The sequence below is a fragment of the Collinsella sp. AM42-18AC genome, from assembly GCF_003467965.1.
Taxonomy (GTDB): Bacteria; Actinomycetota; Coriobacteriia; order Coriobacteriales; family Coriobacteriaceae; genus Collinsella.
The window spans coordinates 288,978-311,238 of sequence record NZ_QSFY01000001.1 but is presented as its reverse complement, the minus strand read 5'-3'; the positions used below and the strand labels follow the sequence as shown (position 1 = coordinate 311,238).

At 62.8% G+C, this 22,261-nt stretch carries 19 protein-coding genes, 1 pseudogene and 1 riboswitch; of the genes and pseudogenes, 10 read left to right on the top strand and 10 right to left on the bottom strand.

Translation table 11 applies throughout. From position 1 onward, the window contains the following. Positions 1 to 397: 397 nt before the first annotated feature. Positions 398 to 1,063: an HAD family hydrolase gene (locus DW913_RS01265; protein ID WP_199580709.1), complete on the bottom strand. Its 666-nt coding sequence runs from the start codon at positions 1,061 to 1,063 to the stop codon at positions 398 to 400. 261 nt (positions 1,064 to 1,324) lie between these two features. After that, positions 1,325 to 1,452, top strand: a riboswitch (cobalamin riboswitch). Between the two features lie 167 nt (positions 1,453 to 1,619). On the opposite strand from DW913_RS01265, the gene DW913_RS01260 reads away from it, so the two are divergent. Together DW913_RS01260 and DW913_RS01255 are read left to right on the top strand one after the other, a co-directional pair. Next, positions 1,620 to 3,698: an FIVAR domain-containing protein gene (locus tag DW913_RS01260; RefSeq protein WP_117797318.1), complete on the top strand. Its 2,079-nt coding sequence runs from the start codon at positions 1,620 to 1,622 to the stop codon at positions 3,696 to 3,698. 84 nt (positions 3,699 to 3,782) lie between these two features. Next, the gene (locus DW913_RS01255) at positions 3,783 to 6,164 is read left to right on the top strand and encodes a hypothetical protein (protein WP_117797316.1); all 2,382 of its coding nucleotides are present in this window, start codon (positions 3,783 to 3,785) and stop codon (positions 6,162 to 6,164) included. Positions 6,165 to 6,345: 181 nt separating this feature from the next. On the opposite strand, the gene hypE is transcribed toward DW913_RS01255, so the two are convergent. The 7 genes from hypE to trxA form a co-directional block, all read right to left on the bottom strand. Continuing rightward, the gene (gene hypE / locus DW913_RS01250) at positions 6,346 to 7,380 is read right to left on the bottom strand and encodes a hydrogenase expression/formation protein HypE (RefSeq protein WP_117797314.1); all 1,035 of its coding nucleotides are present in this window, start codon (positions 7,378 to 7,380) and stop codon (positions 6,346 to 6,348) included. A gap of 48 nt (positions 7,381 to 7,428) precedes the next feature. Then, positions 7,429 to 8,541, bottom strand: a complete 1,113-nt coding sequence (hypD, locus tag DW913_RS01245) for a hydrogenase formation protein HypD (RefSeq protein ID WP_117797312.1) — start codon at positions 8,539 to 8,541, stop codon at positions 7,429 to 7,431. Continuing rightward, the gene (locus DW913_RS01240; RefSeq protein ID WP_117757708.1) at positions 8,541 to 8,801 is read right to left on the bottom strand and encodes a HypC/HybG/HupF family hydrogenase formation chaperone; all 261 of its coding nucleotides are present in this window, start codon (positions 8,799 to 8,801) and stop codon (positions 8,541 to 8,543) included. The genes hypD and DW913_RS01240 overlap by 1 nt, the downstream gene beginning before the upstream one ends. Positions 8,802 to 8,932: 131 nt before the next feature. Beyond that, a complete protein-coding gene (hypF, locus tag DW913_RS01235) occupies positions 8,933 to 11,386 on the bottom strand; it encodes a carbamoyltransferase HypF (RefSeq protein ID WP_117797310.1) in 2,454 nt (817 codons plus the stop codon). Positions 11,387 to 11,504: 118 nt separating this feature from the next. Beyond that, entirely contained in the window at positions 11,505 to 11,999 is a 495-nt protein-coding gene (gene nikR / locus DW913_RS01230) for a nickel-responsive transcriptional regulator NikR (protein ID WP_117757710.1), read from the bottom strand. Position 12,000: 1 nt separating this feature from the next. After that, a complete protein-coding gene (locus tag DW913_RS01225) occupies positions 12,001 to 12,249 on the bottom strand; it encodes a hypothetical protein (protein WP_006235225.1) in 249 nt (82 codons plus the stop codon). 221 nt (positions 12,250 to 12,470) lie between these two features. Next, entirely contained in the window at positions 12,471 to 12,791 is a 321-nt protein-coding gene (trxA, locus tag DW913_RS01220) for a thioredoxin (RefSeq protein ID WP_055250861.1), read from the bottom strand. Positions 12,792 to 12,927: 136 nt separating this feature from the next. Here trxA and DW913_RS01215 point away from each other — a divergent pair, with 136 nt between their 5' ends. Next, on the top strand, positions 12,928 to 13,503 hold the full coding sequence (locus tag DW913_RS01215) for a hypothetical protein (protein WP_117797308.1): 576 nt from the start codon (positions 12,928 to 12,930) through the stop codon (positions 13,501 to 13,503). Positions 13,504 to 13,521: 18 nt separating this feature from the next. Here the strand turns inward: DW913_RS01215 and DW913_RS01210 are convergent, their stop codons facing one another. Continuing rightward, positions 13,522 to 14,049, bottom strand: coding sequence for a GHKL domain-containing protein (locus tag DW913_RS01210; RefSeq protein ID WP_117797306.1), 528 nt, complete (start codon positions 14,047 to 14,049; stop codon positions 13,522 to 13,524). Positions 14,050 to 14,236: 187 nt separating this feature from the next. On the opposite strand from DW913_RS01210, the gene DW913_RS01205 reads away from it, so the two are divergent. From DW913_RS01205 to DW913_RS01175, 7 genes and pseudogenes are all read left to right on the top strand, one after another. Next, positions 14,237 to 15,343, top strand: a complete 1,107-nt coding sequence (locus DW913_RS01205) for a hypothetical protein (protein WP_233541966.1) — start codon at positions 14,237 to 14,239, stop codon at positions 15,341 to 15,343. A gap of 82 nt (positions 15,344 to 15,425) precedes the next feature. Then, positions 15,426 to 15,653: pseudogene (locus tag DW913_RS10110) on the top strand (transposase); the annotation flags it as partial. Continuing rightward, positions 15,554 to 16,606, top strand: coding sequence for an IS3 family transposase (locus tag DW913_RS01200; protein ID WP_158566167.1), 1,053 nt, complete (start codon positions 15,554 to 15,556; stop codon positions 16,604 to 16,606). The pseudogene DW913_RS10110 and the gene DW913_RS01200, both read left to right, overlap by 100 nt. A gap of 995 nt (positions 16,607 to 17,601) precedes the next feature. Continuing rightward, positions 17,602 to 18,627, top strand: a complete 1,026-nt coding sequence (gene nadA / locus DW913_RS01190) for a quinolinate synthase NadA (protein ID WP_117797300.1) — start codon at positions 17,602 to 17,604, stop codon at positions 18,625 to 18,627. Positions 18,628 to 18,683: 56 nt separating this feature from the next. Further along, a complete protein-coding gene (locus tag DW913_RS01185) occupies positions 18,684 to 20,060 on the top strand; it encodes an L-aspartate oxidase (protein WP_233541965.1) in 1,377 nt (458 codons plus the stop codon). A gap of 3 nt (positions 20,061 to 20,063) precedes the next feature. Then, entirely contained in the window at positions 20,064 to 20,924 is an 861-nt protein-coding gene (gene nadC, locus DW913_RS01180; RefSeq protein ID WP_117797296.1) for a carboxylating nicotinate-nucleotide diphosphorylase, read from the top strand. Next, positions 20,924 to 21,469 carry a transcription repressor NadR gene (locus tag DW913_RS01175; RefSeq protein WP_117797295.1) on the top strand — a complete coding sequence of 182 codons (546 nt, stop codon included), beginning with the start codon at positions 20,924 to 20,926 and terminating at the stop codon, positions 21,467 to 21,469. The genes nadC and DW913_RS01175 overlap by 1 nt, the downstream gene beginning before the upstream one ends. A gap of 237 nt (positions 21,470 to 21,706) precedes the next feature. Here the strand turns inward: DW913_RS01175 and DW913_RS01170 are convergent, their stop codons facing one another. Then, entirely contained in the window at positions 21,707 to 21,892 is a 186-nt protein-coding gene (locus tag DW913_RS01170; protein WP_006235216.1) for a DUF362 domain-containing protein, read from the bottom strand. Positions 21,893 to 22,261 lie beyond the last annotated feature (369 nt).

The window sequence follows — 22,261 nt, the reverse complement described above, 5'->3', positions numbered from 1 at the left end:
AACTTCGGCGGCATGACCAGAAGGTCAATGCCGCCTTGTTTCAAGGCACCTTGCTCGCTCTGGCGGGCTTTCGCTGTCCGTCCTCTACCTGCGGCGTTCTCGTTGCTGGAAGGTGGCAGTTGGGGACGTTCCTTTTCTGCCGGCAGTTGGGGACACTCCTTGTGCCGACGTTGCATCGAGTGGTCGGGAAAATGCGACCCGGTTTTTGGCCGAATAATGGGTCGCGGTTTCCGGATGGGGTGGGTTGCGGAAACCGCGACCCGGAATATTGCTCTGAAACGGGATGCCGTTTCCCCGATGGGGCTCAACCGGAAAATGCGTCCCAGTTTGAGGCATCAAAACGGGACGCATTTTCCGCACGGCAGCATCGCCGCGACCGAGCAGCGCGTCAGCTTCGTTACTCGCCCAAGATTAGCTCGGCGAGTTCGTTCTGGGTGTCTACCACGCAGTCGGCGCCGGCGGCTTCCAGCTCTGCGCGGCCGCGGAAGCCCCAGCTGACGCCCGCGCTCTTAAGGCCGGCGTTGTGGCCGGTCAGAACATCGACATTCGAATCGCCCACATAGAGCGTGGTTGCCGGATCGGCGCCCAGCTCTTTCATCACATGCAACGTGACGGGTGCTTCGGGCTTGGGCGGAAATGCGTCCACACGGCCCTGTACCAGCGCAAAGCGATCGGGGCCAAAATATTTCTCGATAAGCGGGGCTGCCGAAATATGATCCTTGTTGGTGAGCACGGCAAGCTGAACGCCCGCTGCGCGCAGACGGTCGAGCATCTCAATCGTGCCGGCGTAGGGTGAGGTGTGGTCCTCCTTGTGCTCGCCGTAATAAGCTCTAAACTCGGCAAGCGTTTGCTCAAACATACGGCCGTCGCCCGCATACTCGGCGGGCATAAAGCGCTCAACCAGCTTGAGCATGCCGTTTCCCACCTTGTAGCGGTACTCGTCGACGGCAAACGTGGGCCAGCCGTGCATCTTGCAGGTATGGTTGCCGGCGGCCGCCAGGTCCTCGAGCGTGTTGAGGATGGTGCCGTCAAGGTCAAAGATCACGGTGGAAAAAGCTGCCATAGGTACGCTCCCATCTATATAGCTCACGCAAACGGCAACCATAATAGCGCGTGCCGCCCAGCCGGGAATGGGCGGGTCAAAAGTCCCGCGGGGGCATTCGGGCCACTCAATCTTGTGGGCGGGTTTGGTTCGTCAGCGGCCTGGTGGCGATAGAGGTTGCCTATAGGCGGTTATCCGGGAGCCATATGGCTCGGATATGGCGGTTTTTGTGTAGTGCATTGACCGATTTACCTGCGGTAACGTACACTTCCTCCGTTAAAAAATAGAAGCCGGAGCACGGGTGCGCGCGAGCGCATAAAGGGGAATCGGGTGAGAATCCCGAGCAAGGCGGTTACTGTGTGCGGGCGCGCCCGCGAGCCAGATTACCTGCCCGCGCTCTTCTCGAAACCGAGGGCCTCTCTGCTTGCCGCTGGATTCCGGTCTACAAGGGGTGCTGCTGAGCGTGCGTTTTGCTGCTGATAGGGTGGCTGGCGTGCGCTTTTGTGCTGCCGGGGCATCGCCTGCCCCGCCTTCTTCGCCACGGCTCTATTGCAGGTTCGCGAAAGAAGGAGAACGGGTGACGCGAAACAACATTATGCTCAAGCGCCTGGGAGCCGCTGCTTTCTCGGTGCTACTCGTCTGGTCGATGCCGGGTACGTCGGCATTTGCCGAGGGCGTGGCAGAGATCGCTGTGCAGGCGCAGGCCCAGGCCTCGCAGCAGGCGGATACTGCCGAGAACGCCGACGAGTCGGGTTTCACTGCGGACGAGCAGACGGGTGCTGAAGGCGCCGAGGCGTCGGCGGACGAGGCAAGATCCGACGTTGCTCCGTCTGCCGATGAGGGGCTTGCCGCCATGCTGAGTGCGGACGGGCAGAACGCCGCCGCGGTGAACGTCGACGATGACGACGCCGATGTTCAGCAGGCACGTGACGTGCGTGTCGCCAAGGCCGGCGAGACGGTGACGGTCTCTTCTGCCGATGAGTTGCCTGCCACCATCGAGGCCGGGGCTGTCGTGAAGCTCGCGGCGAATATCAGCCTTGAGGCTGACCAACAGATCGAGACCGTGGCCGGTACGCTCGATGGCCGGGGCCATAGCATCGTGCTCAACGGCAAGGCGTTGGCGAAGAGCGTGACCGGTACAGTGCAGAATCTGGGCGTGACGGGCCGGGCAACCATGGGCGATTATGAGGGCGCCCTTGCGATCAATTGCTCGGGAACCGTGCAGATGTGCTGGTCGACGGTCGCTTTGAGCGATGGCGGCTCTTGGGCCGATTACGGTGGCCTGGTGGGAACGCTCAACGGTGGGTCTGTAATCAACTCCTATGTTTCCGGATCGATGTCGGGCTTTTTCGCTCATGGTCTCGTTTGCCGGTATAGCTCCGGTGCTATGGTCAACAACCTCTTCACCGCGGGCGACCAGGCTTGCGGTTTTGGCAATGATTCTTCCTTCGGCACCAAAATCTCGACCGACGAGCTCAAGACCCAGGCCTCGGTCGACAAACTCAACACCGACGCCCCCGCCACCGGCTTTAGCTGGTCTGCACGGGGCGGTTTGCCCGTGCTGGTTTCGGGCAGCGCCGTGGTCGTCGTGAACAAAGATGCCCTCAAGGCCGCCATCGACGACGCCAGCGCCAAGGTCGAGAACGACTACACGGCCGAGAGCTGGTCGAAGCTCGCCGAGGCCCTTGTGAGCGCTCAAGACGTCTACGCAAACGATGACGCCAAGCAGGCCGAGGTCAACGCTGCAACCAAGACGCTTACCGATGCCATTGCCGCACTCGAGAAGCCCAAGCCCACCGAGCCCGTGGCTCGGCCGCAGAACGTAGTGCGCCTGAGCTCGCAGAGCGACCTCGAAAACAAGTTCAAGCCCGCCGACGCCGACGCCTACTACGTGCTCGACAACGACATCACCATCGATGACAGCTGGTTCTTTGCCCCCATGGGCATGCTCGCGGGCACGCTCGACGGCCAGGGCCACACCATCACCTTCGCCAACGGTGGCGGCGTGAAGTCGCTCATGGACGGCGTTGCCTCTACGGGCGTGGTGCAGAACATCTCGTTTTCCGGTGAACTCAAGCAGGCGACGGACGGCAAGGCGTTCGGCCCCCTGGGCAACAAGGTTCAGGGTGCCGTGCTCAACTGCTCCACGAGTGTGACCGGCAAGGGCGTTGCGGGCTTTGCGCGTACGCTCGACGGCGGCATCGTGTCCAACTGCGTGTCGACCTCCGAGGGCACAGCGGGCGCGCTGTTCGCGACCTATAGCGCGGGCCAGCTCGTTAACACCTACTGGGGCGCATTCCTCACCAACAAGATGGACGCTCCCGCCTCGGCACTCGTCAACTCCTATGCCGTCGACCCCGCCGACATGGCCACCGATGCCTTCGCCGATCTTATCAACGCCAACTGCGGCGCCAACGGCAGCAGCTGGGGTATCGATAAAAGTGGCACGCCGGTCTTTGGCTCGGGCAACAGCTACCAGGCGCCCGAGGACACCGCGCCCGACGACGCCTACACCGTGAGCTTCACGGCCAACGACGGCACCAGCCAGACGGTTGCCGGCCATATGCTCGAGGTTTCGCCTGATGCTGTGGACGCCTACCGCAAACTTGGCGTCTTTGCACTTAAGGGCGTCCCGGCCACGAGCACCATCACCTAGGGCACCGATGACGCCAACCGCGGCAACATCGGCATCAACGAGTCCACGGGAGAGCTCTACGTCTACGACAACGCTACCGGCACGGTGACCGCCACCGAGCGCAAGGTCGATGGCTCCGAGCAGACCGTGGCTACCATCAAGATCAAGGCCAAGGCCAAGCAGTTCGACGACTTTGAGCTGTGGTATCGTGCCTCCGACGGCACCGTGAGCAACGTGACCGATGGTGCGGCTACCGTCCAGGGCTCCGAGGTGCGCAACCTCGAGATTCGCGTGCATTACGTCGACGCCGATAAGGGCGAGTACGTGCCCGTCTCGTTCAGCCGCTTCCACTTTGCCTCGAGCGATCCTACGACCATCTACAGCAACGACTACTCGGCCTGCTTTTACTTCAAGCATGCCGGCAGTGCCACGATCACCGTTACCCCGCGCGACGCCGCATCTGCGGGCGCCGGCTCCAAGAGCGTGACGCTGACGTCAGAAGCCGTGGCCGCCACGTCCATCTCGATGGGCTATAACGAGGACGGCGCCACCGTCTACCTGCAGGGCCGCAGCCCACTCTCCGAGCGCGGCGCGTTTTTGACCGATCACGCACGCCCGGTGGTGGTGCCCGACAACGCCACCAACCGCGACAACTTTACCGTGACGAGCAGCGATCCTGCCGTGGCGGCCTACACCACCGCGGGCGAGATCGGCTACACGGCGTACAAGGCTGGCACCACCACGTTTACCGCGACGCTGCCCGACACGGACGCCGATGGCAAGGTCATCAGCGCGTCGTGCGACGTGACTTATGCTTACCAAAATCCGCTTGCCAGCGTGACGGCCGGCACGGACAGCCTCTACCTCAAGGCCGGCTCGGCGCAAAAGCTCGACCTGGCCTTTACCGGCAAGAACGACGCGGACGGCTGGAGCGTGACCGAACCCGGCCTCACTTGGACGTTCAAGACACTCGACGGCAAGGACGCCTCGGGTATCGTGGGCATCGACCGCAACGAGAAGGGTGCCTGGAAGCACGTTGACGGCGCTCCCGATGACGGCCTGTACGTGGCCTCGAGTGACTACACGGTGACGGCGCTTTCGGCCGGCACGGTGATCGCGACGGGTACGCCGGTAGACGCGACCGCCGGCGCCGAGCCCGTGACACTTACCATCACCGTGGCCGGCGTGGCCGCGAGCCCCGCTACGAGTGAGTCCGCCTCGGCGGGCATCGATGCTGCTGCTGCGTTCATCGACGCACACCGCAGCTCTGACGCCTTCCAGTACGGCGACGAGTGGGAGATTTACGACTTTGCCAAGGCGGGCCGCACGATCGATTCCGGGCTGCTCGACAATTACCATGCCTCGCTGGCCGAGCACAAGGCCGAGTGGGGGAGCGCGACCTGCGCTCTGACCGAGACCGAGCGTGTGGCGCTGGCTCTCTCCGCCATCGGCGAGGACATCACCGACTATGACGGCGTCAACCTGGTCGAGCTCATTTGCAGTCGCACCGATATGATGCGCGCCAACGAGAAAATCTTCGCGCTGATGGCGCTCAATGCGAGCGGCTCGGATGCACCCGCCGGTTCCGCCTGGACGCGCGCGAGCCTCGTGGACGCCGTCTGTGAGCTCCTCGGTAGCGGCGACGCTGTGGAAGGTGCGCGGCTGGGCGACGTGGACCTGACGGCCATGGCGATCCAGGCCGTGGCGCCCTATGCGGGCGACACCAAGGTCGATGCTGCCATCGAGAACGGCCTCTCCTACCTCAAGGTCAAGATGAGCGCGGGTACCTGTGACTTCGGCTCTGCCGAGGCCAATGCCCAGGTGATCCTCGCGCTGCTTTCGCTCGACCGAGACCCGGCCAACCCCGTCAACGGGTTTGCAAATGCTGTGACCAACGTGGTCTGCGCGCTGGACCTGTACCGCGTGGACGGCGGCAACGGCTATGCGCACAGCAAGGGCGGCGCGGCCAACGGCATGGCGACCGAGCAGGCGCTCCGCGCGCTCACGACGTATCGTGTCTCCTCGGGAGAGACGATTGCCTGGAAGACGGCCGTGACGGCGGGCAAGGGCTCGAGCAGCAAGGACCCGCAGAAGCCCACGGTGGCGCCGGGCGTTCTGACGCTGGGTACCGGGTCGGCCAGCGGTGCCGGCAACGGAACCGGCGGTTTTGCGGCCGTGATGGCTCCTGTGGCCGCCAAGATGGCCGGTGCTTCCTCGAGCGAGGGCGCCAAGGCAGCTGGTGATTCCAAGGTCGAGACTGAATCCGGCAAGAAGGATTCGACGGAGTCTTCCGTCGCCGGTAAGACAGACAAGAGCGCCAAAAAGTCGGGCACGTCCGGCAAGACCGCCGTGTTGAGCGCCGGCGCCGCCAACAAGGCTGCGGACGCGGGTTCAAACGGCTTTGCTATCGCTGGCGTTGCCGTGGGCATCGTCGGTATCGGGGCCGTCGGCGGCTGGTTTGTCTACACCAAACGCCGCGCGGCGTAGCGAGCCTCTGCCTACCAGGTAAATACTGCAAGGAGTATGGTCTTGCAAAGCGAAGGGCCCTCCTGCCGATTAGCTCGGCAGGAGGGCCCTTCCATCTCCCCACAGTTTGAGTGGGGCAACGTCCCAGTGAAAATGGGCGGGCCGATTGTGGCCGGATGCTGGGCAGCTTGCAGAGCAGCCGCTAGCAAATCCTAGGCAGCTGCTCTCCCACGAGCATGTCGAGGATGCGGGTCGATCCCCAGCCGGTGCGCACGCGCACAGCGGGGCGGGCGTCCTCGGCAAGCGGCAGCACGCGACCGATAATGGCGGCGTTTTCGCCGTAGCGGGCGGCGCGCATGGCGGCCAGCGCGGCATCGGCCTGCTCAGCAGGCACCACGGCGACCATCTTGCCCTCGTTTGCCACCTGCAGCACATCGTAGCCGAGCATCTCGCAGGCGGCCTGCACGTCGGGGCGCACGGGCACGGCATCCTCGTCAACTTCCATGGCAACATCGCTGGCCTGGGCAAACTCGTTAAGCGTCGAGGCCAGGCCACCGCGCGTGGGGTCGCGGAAGCAGCGTGTGTCGGGGGCGGCGGCGAGCACATCGGCAATCAGGTGGTTGAGCGGTGCGGCGTCGCTTTCAATCGCGCTCGAAAACGCCAAGCCCTCGCGCTGGCTCATGATGGCGATGCCGTGGTCGCCTAGCGTGCCTGAGACCAGGATGACGTCGCTGGGGCGGCAGTTGGCGCCGCTGAGCGCCACGCCCGCGGGCACCTCGCCCACGCCGGCGGTATTGATGTAGACGCCGTCGGCACCGCCACGCTCGACCACCTTGGTGTCGCCGGTGATAATCTTCACGCCCGCCTCGCGCGCCGTTTCGGCCATGGTCTGCACGATCTGGCGCAGCTTGTCCATGGGATAGCCTTCTTCGAGGATAAAGCCGCATGAGAGGTAGCGCACGTTAGCGCCCGAGGTCGCGACGTCGTTGACGGTTCCGCATACGGCGAGGCGGCCGATATTGCCGCCGGGGAAGAACTGCGGCGTTACCACAAAGCTGTCGGTCGACATGGCGATTCGCTCGCTTGCGGGCAGCGCGGCGACACCAGCATCGTTGCCCGCAAGCAGCTCGGGCGACCCAAAGGCATCCAGAAAGACCTCATCGATAATGCGCTTCATCATCTGGCCGCCGGAGCCGTGGCCCAGCAGGACAGTGCTATCGGTGGCAGTACGGGACATATCGAAAACTCCAATCGTGGGTGGTGTCAGCATGCGGGCGCGTCCGGGTTAGTCGCGGTAGCGGTAGTACGCCGCGCAGCTGCCTTCGGAGCTCACCATGCACGGGCCGACGGGGTGCTCGGGCGTGCAGGTGCGGCCAAACAATGGGCAGTCGCTCGGCGTGATGGCACCGCGCAGCACGTCGCCGCAGCGGCACCCGCGCGGCTCGACCGTCGCCTCAATGGGCACGTCAAAGCGGGCGCCGGCATCAAAGCGCGCGAATTCGGGTCGGATGGAAAGACCCGAGTTGGCAATCGGTCCCAGCCCGCGCCACGTGGTGTCGCACGGCTCAAACACCTGCTCGACCAGCTGGCGTGCCACGGGGTTGCCGTCAGCGTTGACGCCGCGGCGGTAGGCGTTGTCGATTGCGGGCCTGTGCTCGACAACCATCTGGACCAGCATGCTGATGCCCTGCAAGATATCGACCGGCTCAAATCCCGTGACCACGCCGGGGGTCTCGAACTCATCGACCAAAAACCTAAAGGGTGCCAGGCCCGTGATGGTAGCGACGTGACCAGGCAGGATAAAGCCGTCGATGGTCGTCTCGGGGTCGTTGGAGATCGCACGCAGAGCCGGCGGCGTGGTCTTGTGAGCACAGTAGACCGAGAAGTTCTGGAGCCCGCGCGCGTCGGCCTCCAGGATAGCGGCGGCAATGGTGGGCGTTGTGGTCTCAAAGCCGACGCCCATAAAGATGACCGGGCGTTCGGGATTTTGCTTGGCAATGTCGAGTGCGTCGAGCGGAGAGTAGACGATGCGGATGTCGCGCCCCGCCGCCTTTTGCGCGGCAAGCGAGGTGGACGATCCGGGCACGCGCATCATGTCGCCAAAGGTGGTGATGATGGCGCCGTCCATGTTGGAAAGCGCGATTGCGTGATCGATGTCGCGGTTGGCGGTGACGCAAACGGGGCACCCCGGGCCGCTTAGCAGTTTGAGCCCCGTCGGCATAATGGAGCGAAAGCCATAGCGGCCAATGCTCACGGTATGCGTACCGCAGACTTCCATAAGGTTGATGCTGCGGTTGCCGACAAGCTCATGAATACGATCGATGAGCTCGCGGGCCAGCTTGGGGTCGCGAAATGCCGAAAAGTCGATACCGGAGCGAACCGGCTGCGCCGCCGCCACTAGTATGCCTCGGCTGGGTTGGTGGCGAGTTGGTCCTCTTTGGCCAGCTCGGTCATGGTATTGACGAGCTCGAGTGTCTCTTGGGCTTCCTGCTCGTCGACAATCTGAATGCCAAAGCCGGCGTGCACGAGAATATAGTCGCCTACCTGTGCCGTCGGCACGAGGCGCAGCGAAACGGGGCGCTCGATGCCCATCATGTCGACGGTCGCCTTAAGGTCGTCGTCGCGTTTGACCACTTTACCGGGAACGGCAAGGCACATAATGTTCCCCTTTTATACGTTTTGCGCTGGATAGGCGCCTAATTACCCATCAGTTGATGGTAGCGCTCGCGGGAGTCACGAGCAAACGCGTTACACCTGTGAGACGGCGGCGCGCAGGCTGGCAAAACAGCCTATCGCAACGCCGTCTGCGCGAGGCGAGCGCGAGCGATGGCGGCCTGACCGTAGGCGATGCAGCCGTCGTTGGCGGGTACAGCGTGGGGGACCAAGACGGCAAGACCGGCGTCTTTGAGTTCGTGGGTAAGGAGCTGAAGCAAAAGCCGGTTCATGAACACACCGCCCGAGAGCGCGACGGTATCGAGGCCTTCGCGCGCGCAGATTTCGCGTGCGATTCGTGCCGAAGAGCGCACGATGGCGATATGGAAGTCGAGCGCGAGCCTGTCGGCCGGCGCGCCTGCCTCGATTCCATTCAGAAGAGCTTCGATGAGCGGTTGGGGGTCCAAGATGGGGGAGTCGTCGGCAGACGTGAATACGCCCGTATGATTGCCGTCGAGACGAACGGTCTTACCGTCGAGCGCGCGCCAGGCGGCGGCTTCGAGTTCTATGGCGGGTTCGCCTTCGTAGGTTGCCTTGTCGCAGATGCCCAGAATCGCTGCCGCGGCATCAAAGAGACGCCCCATGCTGCTGGTACGCGGGCTGTTGATGCCGCGCTCGATCATGGTGGCTGTCACGCTGCGTGTTTGCTCGTCGAGGGTGCCCAATAGCCCCGCGGCACCCGGATGCTCGAGCAGGCCGAGCTCGCTCAGCAGGGCAAAGGCATTGCGCCGGGCATCGCGCACGGATGTGGCTCCGCCTGGCAGCGCCCAGGTGCGCAGGTGCGCGGCGCGTTCAAAATCGGCAAGGCCGGCGATAAGAAACTCACCGCCCCATATGGTGCCGTCGGTGCCGGCACCCGTACCATCGAAGGCAATACCGAGGACGCGTGCATCAGGCGCAATCCGGCCAGCGACAATCGCCTCTGCCATTACGCTCGCGATGTGCGCATGATGATGCTGGATTTCGATTAGCGGCAGACTGTGCTCCCGTGCCCGCTCACGCGCCCACTGGCTCGATAGATAGTTGGGATGCATGTCGCATGCCAGGGCGGCAGGCGTCAGGTCAAAGAGGTTTTCTAGACGTGCGCGGGCGGCGCTCCAGGCATCGAAGGTCGCGCCGTTTTCGACATCGCCGATATGCTGCGACACAAAACAGGCCACATGGCCGTCGGCGTCCTCGCGCGTGAGCGCGATCGTGGCTTTTTGCTGCGGCCCGCAGGCGAGCACGCAGGGTGCAGTGCCGTCGAGCGCCGGCAGCGACAACGGTTGCGGCGCATATCCGCGTGCGCGACGCACAGGCATGACGGTGCCGTCGACCACACGTACCACGGAGTCGTCGTAGCGTGAGAGAATCGCACGGTCGTTGCCAAGTAGCGCGTCGGCGATGCCGGCGGCAACAAGATGTTCCCATGCAAGGGCATCGTCGGTCTCGATAGGTTCCTCGCTCAGGTTTCCGCTGGTCATGACCAGCGCGTGCATGCCATGCGACGAGGCAGCTGCAAGCAGCAGATGCTGAAGCGGTGTATAGGGGAGCATGACGCCGAGATCGGGTAGATCGTGCGCGACGGATGGCGCGAGTGTAAGGCCGTCGGGGGAATCTCCCTCGCCAACAACACGGCGGCGCAGCAGCACAATGGGGCGGATGCTGCCGGCCAGCAAGTCGCGCTCGGCATCATCGACATGGCACAGGCGTTCAGTATCGGCAAGGCTGCGCACCATAACGGCAAGCGGCTTGTTGCTGCGGCGCTTGCGACGGCGCAGCTCGACCACCGCCTGCTCATTGGCGGCGTTGCAGGCCAGATGGAATCCGCCCAGCCCCTTGATGGCGACAATACCGCCGCTGGCCAGCAGCTCGACACAGCGGTCAATAATGGCATCGCTGGTTTCGCGCGTGCTGCCGACGGCCGGCATCGCCCCCGAGCCCTCGAGCTCCATGTCGCCCGCCGCCTCGCGCCAGGTAATATGTGGCCCGCAGTCAAAGCAGGCATCGGGCTGCGCATGAAAGCGCCGGTCAAGCGGGTCGCCATACTCTGCAGCGCACTCGGGGCACATAGGAAAGCAATCCATCGACGTGGCCGCTCGGTCATAAGGCAGCGACCGGATGATGGTAAAGCGCGGCCCGCAGTTGGTGCAGTTGATAAAGGGGTAGTGATAGCGACGGTCGGCGGGGTCGAACAGTTCGCGCAGGCAGTCGTCACAGGTGGCGATATCGGGGGAGATGAGCGTCGTGTGCACGGTCTGATCCTGTGACGCTACAATACGAAAGACCTGCTCATCGTCGGCATCCCAAGCGTCGGGCTCCAGGTCTGCAACAGCGACATGCTCAACGCGGGCTGCGGCCGGCGCGTGCTCCGACAGCGCGGTGACAAATTCGTCGAGCGCCTCGCTCAAAGCATGCGCCTCGATGTGTACGCCATCGCCCGCGTTGAGCACCCAGCCACAGATGCCATGCGCCATAGCCTCGCGATACACAAATGGCCGCATGCCAACGCCCTGCACAATGCCCGTCACATGAATATGCACATGCCGCATGTGGCTTCCCCTCGTCAAAACCGACCAAAAAGGGACAGGTTTATTTTGGTCGGTAAAACTTCTAAACCTGCCAAAACAAACCTGTCCCTTTTTGGCAGGTGCGCTGCGGGAAATCCCGCTACAGCCCCAGGCTCTGCTTGGTGGCGGCGCAGGTGAGCTCGCCGTGCTTAACGCCGCGCAGTCCCAGCAACCGGTCCGCTAGCTCATAGACGCGTTTGCCGCGACCCTTGAGCGCCAGAATCTCCAGGCAGTTGTGGTGGTCCAGATGCACGTGCATGGTCGAGACAATCTCGTCGGTGTAGTCGTGCTGCACCTCGTCCAGACGGCGCGTCAGATCGCCGGTATGGTGGTCATAGATCATGGTGAGCGAACCGATGACCTGCTCGTCGGGCGTGCGCATCTGCTCCTTGGCGATCGAGGCGCGAATCAGATCGCGTACGGCCTCGGATCGGTTAGCCACGTCACCGCGGCGCGCGATCTGCTCGTCAAAGCGGCGCAGCAGGTCGTCGGGCGCGGTGACCGAAAAGCGGACCAGCTCGGAGCTGGAGCCGCTGTAGCGGCAGCTTGCATCGTCGTCCGCACCGTGATTGTGCGCGTGCTCGTGCTCGGCCACGTTACACCAGCTTCACGGAGCCGACGGAGTTGTGGTCGGCCTCGATGGCCTCTTCGTAGCCCTCGAGTGCGTCGTGGGCCTCGTGCAGCGCGGCCATGGCTGCCTCGAGCTTGGCGCCGATGCGCTCCATGTCAAAATTCTCGGTCGCATGCAGCAGCTGATGGCTCCACTCGTGAGCGAGCTCGATGGTGTCGTCGACCTGCTTGACGCTCATGGCAAGCTGGCTCATGTTCATTCCAACATCATGCATGGAAAATCTCCTTTTGTATGGGGCAGTTCAGTGGTTCAGATTTTACTACGCTCGCTCTATGCGCTGCTGCATAAGAAAACGGGTACGAGTCTGTGTGACTCGCACCCGTTCACTGGGGGCTGTTTGTAACTACCATACTATCCGTGGTCGCACGCGCCGCACCCGGCAGTCCGGCGAGCGGTGCAAAACCGCTCATGGACGGCGGGCAAGTAACAAGCGTATTACAGATGCTTCTCCAGCAGCGCCTGCAGCCTCGCCTTGGGCAGAGCGCCAACCGAGCGGTCAATCTCCTCGCCGTTCTTAAACACAATCAGCGTGGGGATGCTCATGACGCCATACTTCATGGCCAGGTCCTGGTTGTCGTCGACGTTGCATTTGGCAACGGCAAGCTTGCCCGCCAGCTCATCGGCTACCTCGTCCACGATGGGCGAGAGCGATCGGCAGGGCCCGCACCAGGGCGCCCAAAAATCGACCAGCACGGGCAGGCTGTCGTTAACGATGGAATCGAAGTTCTCGGGGGTAATCTGCTTAATGTCAGCCATGGTGACCTCCATAATACGACGCGGCTCGGCCGCGTAAAACTCAGTACGACCGTGCTTATACCCAGCCGCCCGCAAAGCAACCACTCGCGGGCAGCTCTTTTATATAATGGTGGGCACGCAAACGATTGGAGAGCGCATGTCCACGTCACAAAGCCAGAAAAAAGAAGCCATCGCCCAGGCGGCCGAGCAGGAGCTCACATCGCTTGCGGTCCGTGGCGTGCGCATCGTGGGTAACGCGTGCTCGCCGATCGTGCTGGTCAAAGGCGATTTGGACGAGGCCGAGCGTTCGGGCGGCGAGCTGGCTGCCGGTCCGGACGGTGCTGCGCTGCGCAAGGCGCTTGGGGCCATCGGCTACGCGCCCGAGGATTTTTGCGTGCTGGCAAGCGTCGCCGGCACAGGTGACGGAGCGGTCGCGGTGGGCGAGACTCTGCCGTGCGAGCTGTTCCGCGAGGCGCTTGAGGCTCTGGATCCCGAGGCGGTGCTGCTGCTCGATAACAGCGCGGCCGATGTCATGCGCGAGACCTATGCCGATATGCTTGTGGCAATTGATGACTTTGACACCGCCATGCTCAAGCCCGGCCTGGTCGCCCATGTGCAGGGGCGCCGCGTGCTGGCGCTCGACGGTTTTGAGGCGGCGCTCACCGACAAGGCCGCCAAGCAGCGCATGTGGGCCTACATTAAGCAGCTGACCCCGGCGGCTGCACCGCTGTAGCGAGGTTGGCGGCAGCCCCTACATCACGGCGCGCAGCTCAAACCGGTCGCCGTTAATGCGGAACTGGCAGTTGCCGTTCATGCGCTCGACGGCAAGCATAATGCTCTTGGTGCCAAAGCCGTGCCCAGTGTGCTGAGTCACGGGCATGCCGTCGACCATGTGCGGCGCACGGCCAAACGTGTTGGAAACCAGCAATAGAAGCTGACCGTCTTCGTAGCGAAGGTCCAGGTCGACAAACCGCTTGCCTTCGGGGGCGGCGCTCGCCGCGGCGATGGCATTGTCCAGGGCGTTCGATACCACACTGAATAGATCGACATCGCCCACGTGGACGGTTTCGGGCACGGCGGCGTGCAGGTCGGCGGTGATGCCGTGCGCGTTGATGTCCGCGGAAAGCGACGAGAGCGCAATGTTGACCGTTTCGTTGGCGCAGTAGCGGCGCACGGCGGTGCGGTCGTTGGTCTCGCAGAGCGCGTCGATGCGCTCGAGTGCCTCATCGGTGTGACCCTCTTCGATCAGGGCCGCTAGACCGCGCAGGTAGTGGCGCATGTCGTATCACATTGAGACCAAGTCAAGAAGAATCGCTTCGGTCGAATCGCGTCTTTTGGGTGAGTTCTCAACGTCCGCTGCCGCTGGTTTCCACCGTATGCCGAAAACACCCGGACGATGCCGTGCAGATCGCTTCGCTCTGCTATAGTCTCCCAAATTCACGTTTTCTATTGGGATGGTGGTTAATATGGGCGACATACTCGAATCGTTCCTGCGCGTGGCGATGGTGGTGTTCATCGTCGGTCCGCTCACTGCATGGGTCGCCCGTCGCGGCGCGCGTGAGCGCAGTGAGGCGACGGACAGCCTCGATCGCTTCACGGTGCGCGTGCCCGCTGCCATCCGCACGATCATCGCCTGCTGCGCGGTCGCGTTCGAGCTGCTCATGTTGGGTGTTTACGTCTGGCAGGGCGTTTCGCTGGGCGAGTGGGGCCACGAGCTTGTGTGGTTCGGCCACGCCATGGCACTTGCGGGCATGGCCATCTGGGCCCTGCTGAGCATCCCGCGCATCGACGTGGACGGTGAACGAATTCTCTCGCGTAACGCCTTCGGCATCCGCAAGGAGACGACGTTCGGCAACATCACCCATGCAACGCTTCACACGCAGATGATGAGGATCGACCTGTTCGAGGGCGATCGAAAGTTCTGCTCGATAAGCCTCGAGGGGGTGTGCTCGCTCAACCTCCTCGCCCGTCTGGAGGAAGAGGGCATCGAAGTCTCGGACGCCGTCGACGGTCCCATGACCAAGGCGGGCCTGTGTTGGTCTGCCGTCAAGCCGTTGACGATTGTTTTCAACGGCATGGCGCTCGTCTTCTCGCTCGTGATCGCCTTCATGGCTGTTTTCACCGATGCCGGAGCCCGCTTGCTCTTGCTCGTTCCGTTCCTCTTCCTGTTCATAGGGGGACTCCTGCCCCTGCTTATGCTCAGCATGCCCGCCCGTGGTATCTACGAGATCGGCAGGCAGGAGCGCGAACTCGGTTTCTCCTTCGCCGAGGAGATGGCAAGTCGAGGTGCCACGGGCACTTCGCTTGTCGACGACGATTGGTTCATCGAGATCAGCAATGCCCGCGTCGTGGCGTTCCGTCGCGATTACCTCAAGAAGGTCACGGCGCACGAGAACAGCGAGAGCGGCGACCGTTGCACGGTGACCACGAAAGGCGGTCGCAAAATCAAGGTGTATGCAGCGGGCAGCACGCTCGAGGACCTGCGCTCGTGGTTCAAACAGGGTGCCAAGGCCAGAAGCACGCTCGACCGTGCAGAGGACGCGCTCGAGACGACGTCTTATTGGGTTGTCTGACCTGTATCGTCTTTTCGGACACGCATGCTAGAGGCCCAATCCTTTAGAATGCATTCATCGACGACCGAGAGGACGGTATGCTATGTCCAACCCAGCCGCCAAGTACACCGACGAGTTCAGGCGCGAGACCGCCGACTACATCATCTCGACGGGCAGGCCGATAACGGAATGCTGCGCAGAACTGGGCCTGAATTCCAAGACCGTGAACAAGTGGGTGCAGAACCGCCGGCGCGAGCTTGCCGGCGGGCCCGACCCCAAGGCCGAGGACCGCGAGCTTCGCGAGGCGAAAAGGCGCATACGCGAGCTCGAGATGGAGAACGCCTTCTTGAAAAAAGCCGCGGCCTTCTTCGCCAAAAGCCAGGCGTAGCCGCATGCTACCGGATGATGTTGGCGGAGAAGGCCGAATTCCCGGTGAAAATGATGGCCCGCGTGCTCGGCGTGAGCCGATCGGGCTTCTACTCGTGGCTCTCCAACGGCTGCCCGCGAGAAAACTGGTCGGCCGAGCGCGAGGCGGTCCGGCGCGTGTGGCTGGAGTCGGACCGCAGGTTCGGCTTCCGGTTCGTGAAATGCTTCCTGCCCGGCGAGTTCTCCGGATTGACCCTGTACAGGGTGCGCAAGCTGATGCACGAGCTGGGAATACGCGGCTGCACGCCCAACGCCAGGAAGCGCACCACCATCCCCGACCCGAAGGCCAGGCCCCGGCCCGGCCTGGTGAGCCGCGACTTCACCAGTCCCGTTCCAACCTACAAGCTCGTGGGCGACATCACCTACCTGCGCACCGGCGAGGGATGGCTGTACCTGTCGACGGTCATCGACCTCAACACCCGCATGGTGGTGGGCTGGTCGCTCTCCGAGCGCATGACCGCCGACATCGTGGTTTCGGCGCTGGCGTCGGCCAAATCGCGCGGCTACGTGGCCGGCAACGCGATATTCCACGCCGACCGCGGCGCCCAGTACACCAGCAGGCTTCTGGCCGAATGGGCGCGCGACAACGACGTGCGGCTGTCCTGCAGCCGCACCGGCAACTGCCACGACAACGCGGTGGCTGAGTCGTTCCTCGCCACGCTGAAGAACGAGATGTACTACAGGCGCAGCTTCCCGACCAGGGATTCCGCCAAGCACGCGGTGGTCGAGTTCATCGAGGCGTACTACAACCGCCGAAGGCCCCGCTCGACGATCGGCTACAAGGTGCCGGCCGAGGCCATGGCGGCCTTCTTCGAGAGAACCGAGCCCAAGCCCGAGGCCATGCCTATGGCCGCTTGATTCCTCGAGCTTGCGTGTCCGAAATCTTGACACAGGTCAGAAGGCCTCGATGCCAGCGCTGCGCCGATATGGGGCAGCGGCCCCCCCGTTGGCCGCCATGGCCCTGACTTCCGAGCGTATGCTGGCGCCGCTCGTCTTAAGACGTCGACCTCCATCCGGAGCCTGCGGTTCTCGCGCTCGGGCTCCAGGATCCGGTTCTACTCGGGCGTGCGGTTGTCGGCGGCGCGCGGCGAGCCGGTCTCGTTTATCGACTTGACCCGCCTCTCCACGGTGCTCTTGTCGAGGTCGCACTCGTCCATGGCCTCGCGCCTGGGCTTTCCGGCGTTGTGGAGATCGACTATCTTCCTCTTGAACTCGTCGGTGAAATGCCTCGGTCTGGGGCCGGTCGAGGCCGAGCCCCCGGTCCGGCTGGGGTAGCATGTCGCTGCGGACCACTGTCTTTCCTCTCGTTGAATATCTAGGCGCTGACGATTCTAGGCGATGGCCCTCTCTTGCTTCTTACACCTCGATTGTGCTCGCTACCCCCAGCGGGTCCGGATCGAGCGATCCGGCCCCGCTTTTGGGGTTTGCCGGAAACCCGGTGGTCAAAAAAGGCCAAATATGAGTACTGTTACCAGTTTAGTGGCAGCCAAATGGCCTCCAAAATCGGTGCCAGCGGCCAAAAGTGCATCGATTTTCGTCCTTCAGAGTCGTGATCGGGCTCCAAACAAGGCGATTTTGCTGCTCTGGACCGGAAAATCGATGCTACCAATTTGGTGACAGTACTCATATTTGGCCTTTTTTGACCACCGCCCCTTGGTCCAGGACAATGCGGGCCGCTCGAATCTTGGGGCGGGTCCATTTTCGACTATCCTCAGCTTGCCAGTTCGAAAATGGACCCGCCCCATGATTGAATCTTTATTCCAACTTTACACCTGGCTTTACAGCTGTCTTGTCAGCTGTAAAGCCAGGTGTCATACTAAAGCCCCAAGATTCGCCAAAAGAGAGGGGCCTTGATGGCACAGAGCGCGAACATGGATGCGTCGGAGCTTGCACGCGATATCGCGGCCGGCCTAGCATCGGCAACGACGGCAACGGAGCGCGCGGCACTGGTGCCCGCAGAGCTCGTCGAGGCCATTCAGCAACTAAAAACCCAACGTGACGCGGTGATCCTGGCGCACTACTATGTGGCGCCCGAGGTCCAAGCCGTTGCCGATTACGTCGGCGACAGCTTCTACCTGGCAAAGCTCGCCAAGAGCCTGCCGCAGCAGACTATCGTGCTGTGCGGCGTGGAGTTTATGGGCGAGAGCGCCAAGCTGCTCAACCCCACCAAGACCGTGCTGCTGCCCGAGCCGGGCGCGGACTGTCCCATGGCGCACATGGTCAAGCGCGAGACGGTCGACGCGGCGCGCGCCGAGTATGGCGACGACCTAGCTGTCGTCTGCTACGTCAACTCGACGGTCGAGATCAAGAGCTGGAGTGACGTGTGCGTTACCAGCTCTAACGCCGTCAAGATCGTGTCCGAGCTGCCGCAGCAGCACATCTTGTTCATTCCCGACCAGAACCTGGGCCGCTTTGTGGCCGAGCAGGTGCCCCAAAAGCACGTCATTCTCAACAACGGCTACTGCCCGCGTCATCACATCATCACCGTCGAGCAGATCGTCGACGCGCAGGAGGCGCACCCCGACGCGCTCGTGCTAGCGCACCCCGAGTGCAAGGCCGACGTCCTGGCTGAGGCCGACTACATCGGGTCTACTGCCGGCATCATCAAGTATGCCGAGGAGTCGGACGCGAGCGAGTTCATCATCGTGACGGTCCGCGGCGTGCTCTACGAACTTGAGCGCCGCTGCCAGGGCACCGGCAAGAAGTTCTACTTCCCTGCGGTGCAGCCCACCTGCGTCAACATGGATCTCATCACGCTCGAAAAGCTCGTGCGCTGCCTGGAGACGGGCGAGGGCGAGGTGCGGATTGGCGTGTCGGACGAGGCCGCCGATCAGGCCAAGCTCACGCTCGACCGCATGCTCGAGTACGCGGCGCGCTAAGCCAATGTGACATGAGGGACCATCCCTTATGTCACATTACAAGGGAGAGGATTCCTGTGGAAACCAAACAATACCCCGATATGGAGTGCGATGTCGTCATTGCCGGTTGCGGCGTGGCGGGCCTGTATGCGGCTCTCAATCTGCCGACGAGCACGCGCGTAATCATGCTCTCCAAGGGCGCCGTCGACGAGTGCGATTCGATGCTCGCGCAGGGCGGTATCTGCGTGCTGCCCGAAGGCTCTGACTACGATGCCTTCTTTGAGGACACCATGCACGCCGGCCATTACGAGAACCGCCGCGAGAGTGTTGACATCATGATTCGCTCGAGCCGTTCGGTCATCAACGACCTGCTGGCCATGGGCGTGGACTTTGAGCGCAAGGCCGACGGCAGCCTCGACTTTACCCGCGAGGGCGCGCACAGCCGCCCGCGCATCGCCTTCCATGCCGATATTACGGGCAAGGAGATTACGACCAAACTGCTCCAGGCTGTCCGCAAGCTGGACAACGTGCAGATTCTCGAACACGTTGCCATGACCGATATCCTGACTGCCGAGCGCGATGGCGCCACGGCGTGCACCGGCGTCGTCGCCGTTTCCGTGGACGAGGACGATTCAGCTCGCCCCGCCGACGAGCTGACAAATGCCGCTGAGGACGTGCATGCCGGCGAGCCCTTTAAGATCCATGCCCGCCATACGCTGTGGGCAACGGGCGGCATCGGCGGCGTATACGACCACTCGACCAACTACCCGCAGCTCACCGGTGACGCCTGCTACATCGCGCAGGAGCACGGCATCACGATGGAGCACCTGGACTACGTGCAGATTCATCCCACGGGACTGTTCTCGCCGCAGCCGGGCCGCACCTTCTTGATCAGCGAGAGCTGCCGCGGCGAGGGCGCGATTTTGCTCAACGCCGCCGGCGAGCGCTTTACCGATGAGCTCCAGCCGCGCGATGTGGTCGCTGCCGCCATCCGCGAGCAGATGAAGCGGGACGGCGTCGAGCACGAGTGGCTGAGCTTTGCCCCCGTCGAGCGCGACGTGGTGACCGGGCACTTTGCCAACATCCGCGCGCGCTGTCTGGAGGACGGCCGCGACATCTTGGACGAGCCCATTCCCGTCACACCCACGCAGCACTACTTTATGGGCGGCGTGTGGGTCGACAAGGACGGCCGCACCTCGATGCCCGAGCTCTACGCCGCCGGCGAGACGGCTTGCAATGGCGTACACGGCAAGAACCGCCTTGCATCGAACAGCCTGCTCGAGGCGCTGGTCTGGGGTCGTCGCGCCGCGTGGTACATGCGTGCCGGCGAGTCACTGGCCGTGGAGCAGGCCGGTGAGCCCGCGCTTGACGGGCGTCACCGCGCCCTGAGTGCCGATACCCTTGCAATCGATGATTTGGCCCGTGCCGCCGGCACGCAGGCCGTGGAGGAGTAGACCATGAATCCCATTACCATGAAGCTCGTCGTCGATGATCTGATTCTGCAGGCTCTGCGCGAGGACATTACCTTTGAGGACGTGAGCACGGCGAGCGTGTGTCCCACGGCGCGTCCCGCCACGGTGGAGCTTATCGCCAAGGCCGATGGCATCATCGCGGGCTTGGATGTGTTCGCTCGCACCTTTGAGCTGCTGGATCCGCAGAGCTCTGTGTTGTTAGATGTCGCGGACGGCGACGAGGTGCACGCCGGCGACCACGTGGGCCAGGTGCGCGGCGATGCGCGCGTACTGCTTTCGGGCGAGCGCGTGGCGCTCAACTACCTGCAGCGCATGAGCGGCATCGCTACTTACACGCATCGGATGGCGGCTGCGCTCGAGGGCACCAAGACCGTGCTTGTCGACACGCGCAAGACCACGCCGGGCATGCGCGTCTTTGAGAGGGCCGCAGTCGAGATCGGCGGTGGCAGCAACCACCGCTATAACCTGTCGACGGCTGTCATGCTCAAGGACAACCACATCGACGCCGCCGGTGGCGTGGCGCGCGCGATTGAGGTGGCGCGCGCCCATGCGTCGTTTACCACGACGGTCGAGATTGAGTGCGAGAACCTGGACATGGTACGCGAGGCCGTGGAGGCCGGTGCCGACATCATCATGTTCGACAACATGACCCACGATGACATGGCTACTGCGATTGAGCTTATCGCCGGTCGTGCCAAGACCGAGTGCTCGGGCAACGTAGACGCCGACAACATTCGCGCCCTGGCCGACCTGGGTGTTGACTATATTAGTTCGGGCGCTCTGACGCACTCTGCGCCGATCCTCGACCTCTCGCTTAAGCACCTGCGTCTACTGGACGGTAAATAATGGACGCCCGCGAGCGTCGCCGTTCCATCATGGCCGTGCTCGAGGAAGCCAAAGATCCTGTCTCGGGCAGTGCGCTTGCCCGCGAGGTGGGCGTGAGCCGTCAGGTTGTGGTGCAGGACATCGCCCTGCTGCGCGCCGACGGGCACGATATTGTCGCCACCAATCGCGGCTATGTGCTACAGGAGGCAGCGAGCAGCCCGGCTGTGCCCACGCGTCTGGTCAAGGTACGCCACGGCGTGGATCAGGCGGGCGATGAGCTCACGAGCATCGTCGACGCGGGCGGCGCCGTGCTCAACGTGATCGTCAACCACCGCGTGTACGGTAAGATCACAGCCGACCTGGACATCCGCAATCGTCGCGATGTTGAGCGCTACCTGCACGATATCGAGAGCGGCAAGAGCTTTCCACTATTAACGGTGACGAGTGGCTATCACTTCCATCGCATTGCGGCAGATGACGAGCAAACTCTCGACGAGATCGAGGCCATGCTCAAGGAGAAGGGCTACCTTGCCGATTTAATGCCCTACGAGGACGATCTCTCTTAGCCGACGCTGCAAACGCTCCTAAGCGGCAATCTGACGTTCAATCGTCGGTCGCGTACCAAAGTACGCTTCCCTCCTCTTTCACGTCACCTTGCTCGCTTAGGGGCGTTTTCGCTGACGTGAGCTCAACCTGCGACGGTGCCAAATTAGTTATCCGCACAAAAAAGGAGGCCTCCGCGGCGATGCGGAGGCCTCCTTTTTGTGCACGGTGTACTTTTGAGTGTGCAGGTGGGGGAGCTGTTACTCCTCGACGATCTCGGTGATCGCGCCGGCGGGGCAAGCGTCCTGGCAAGCGCCACAGGCGACGCAGGAATCCTCGTCAGCGACGGTAGCGACGTCCTGGAGCTCCAGAACGCCAGCGGGGCAGGAGTCGACGCAAACGCCACAAGCGATGCACTCGTCGGCATCAATTACGGGATGAGCCATGGTAGTTTCCTCTCTGTTGACCGACGCTACAGGCGATGCGCGTCGGTTTGATTCGGGCAAAAACATACCACGGGAGCGACCGTTTGCAATACCCTCTGACCGGCATCTTCATACCGTTCGCCGAGTATGCCACGGCTTACTAAAAAACATGCAGGTGAGGCCGTTGAGCTGCGCAAATGTTAGCTACAGGTGACTTGAAATATAGGGCGATTGAGCGTGCTTGCGGAAAGCGCATCCCGTTATTTAGCCGAGAAACGGGTCGAGCTTTCCCCAGGGAAGCCCGGGGCCGCCATGTGCGCTCCCAAGCCCAAACCTCAGTCATCTCTACATAGATCTCAGTAGATTTGCCGAGAACTCAAATAGCGCTTC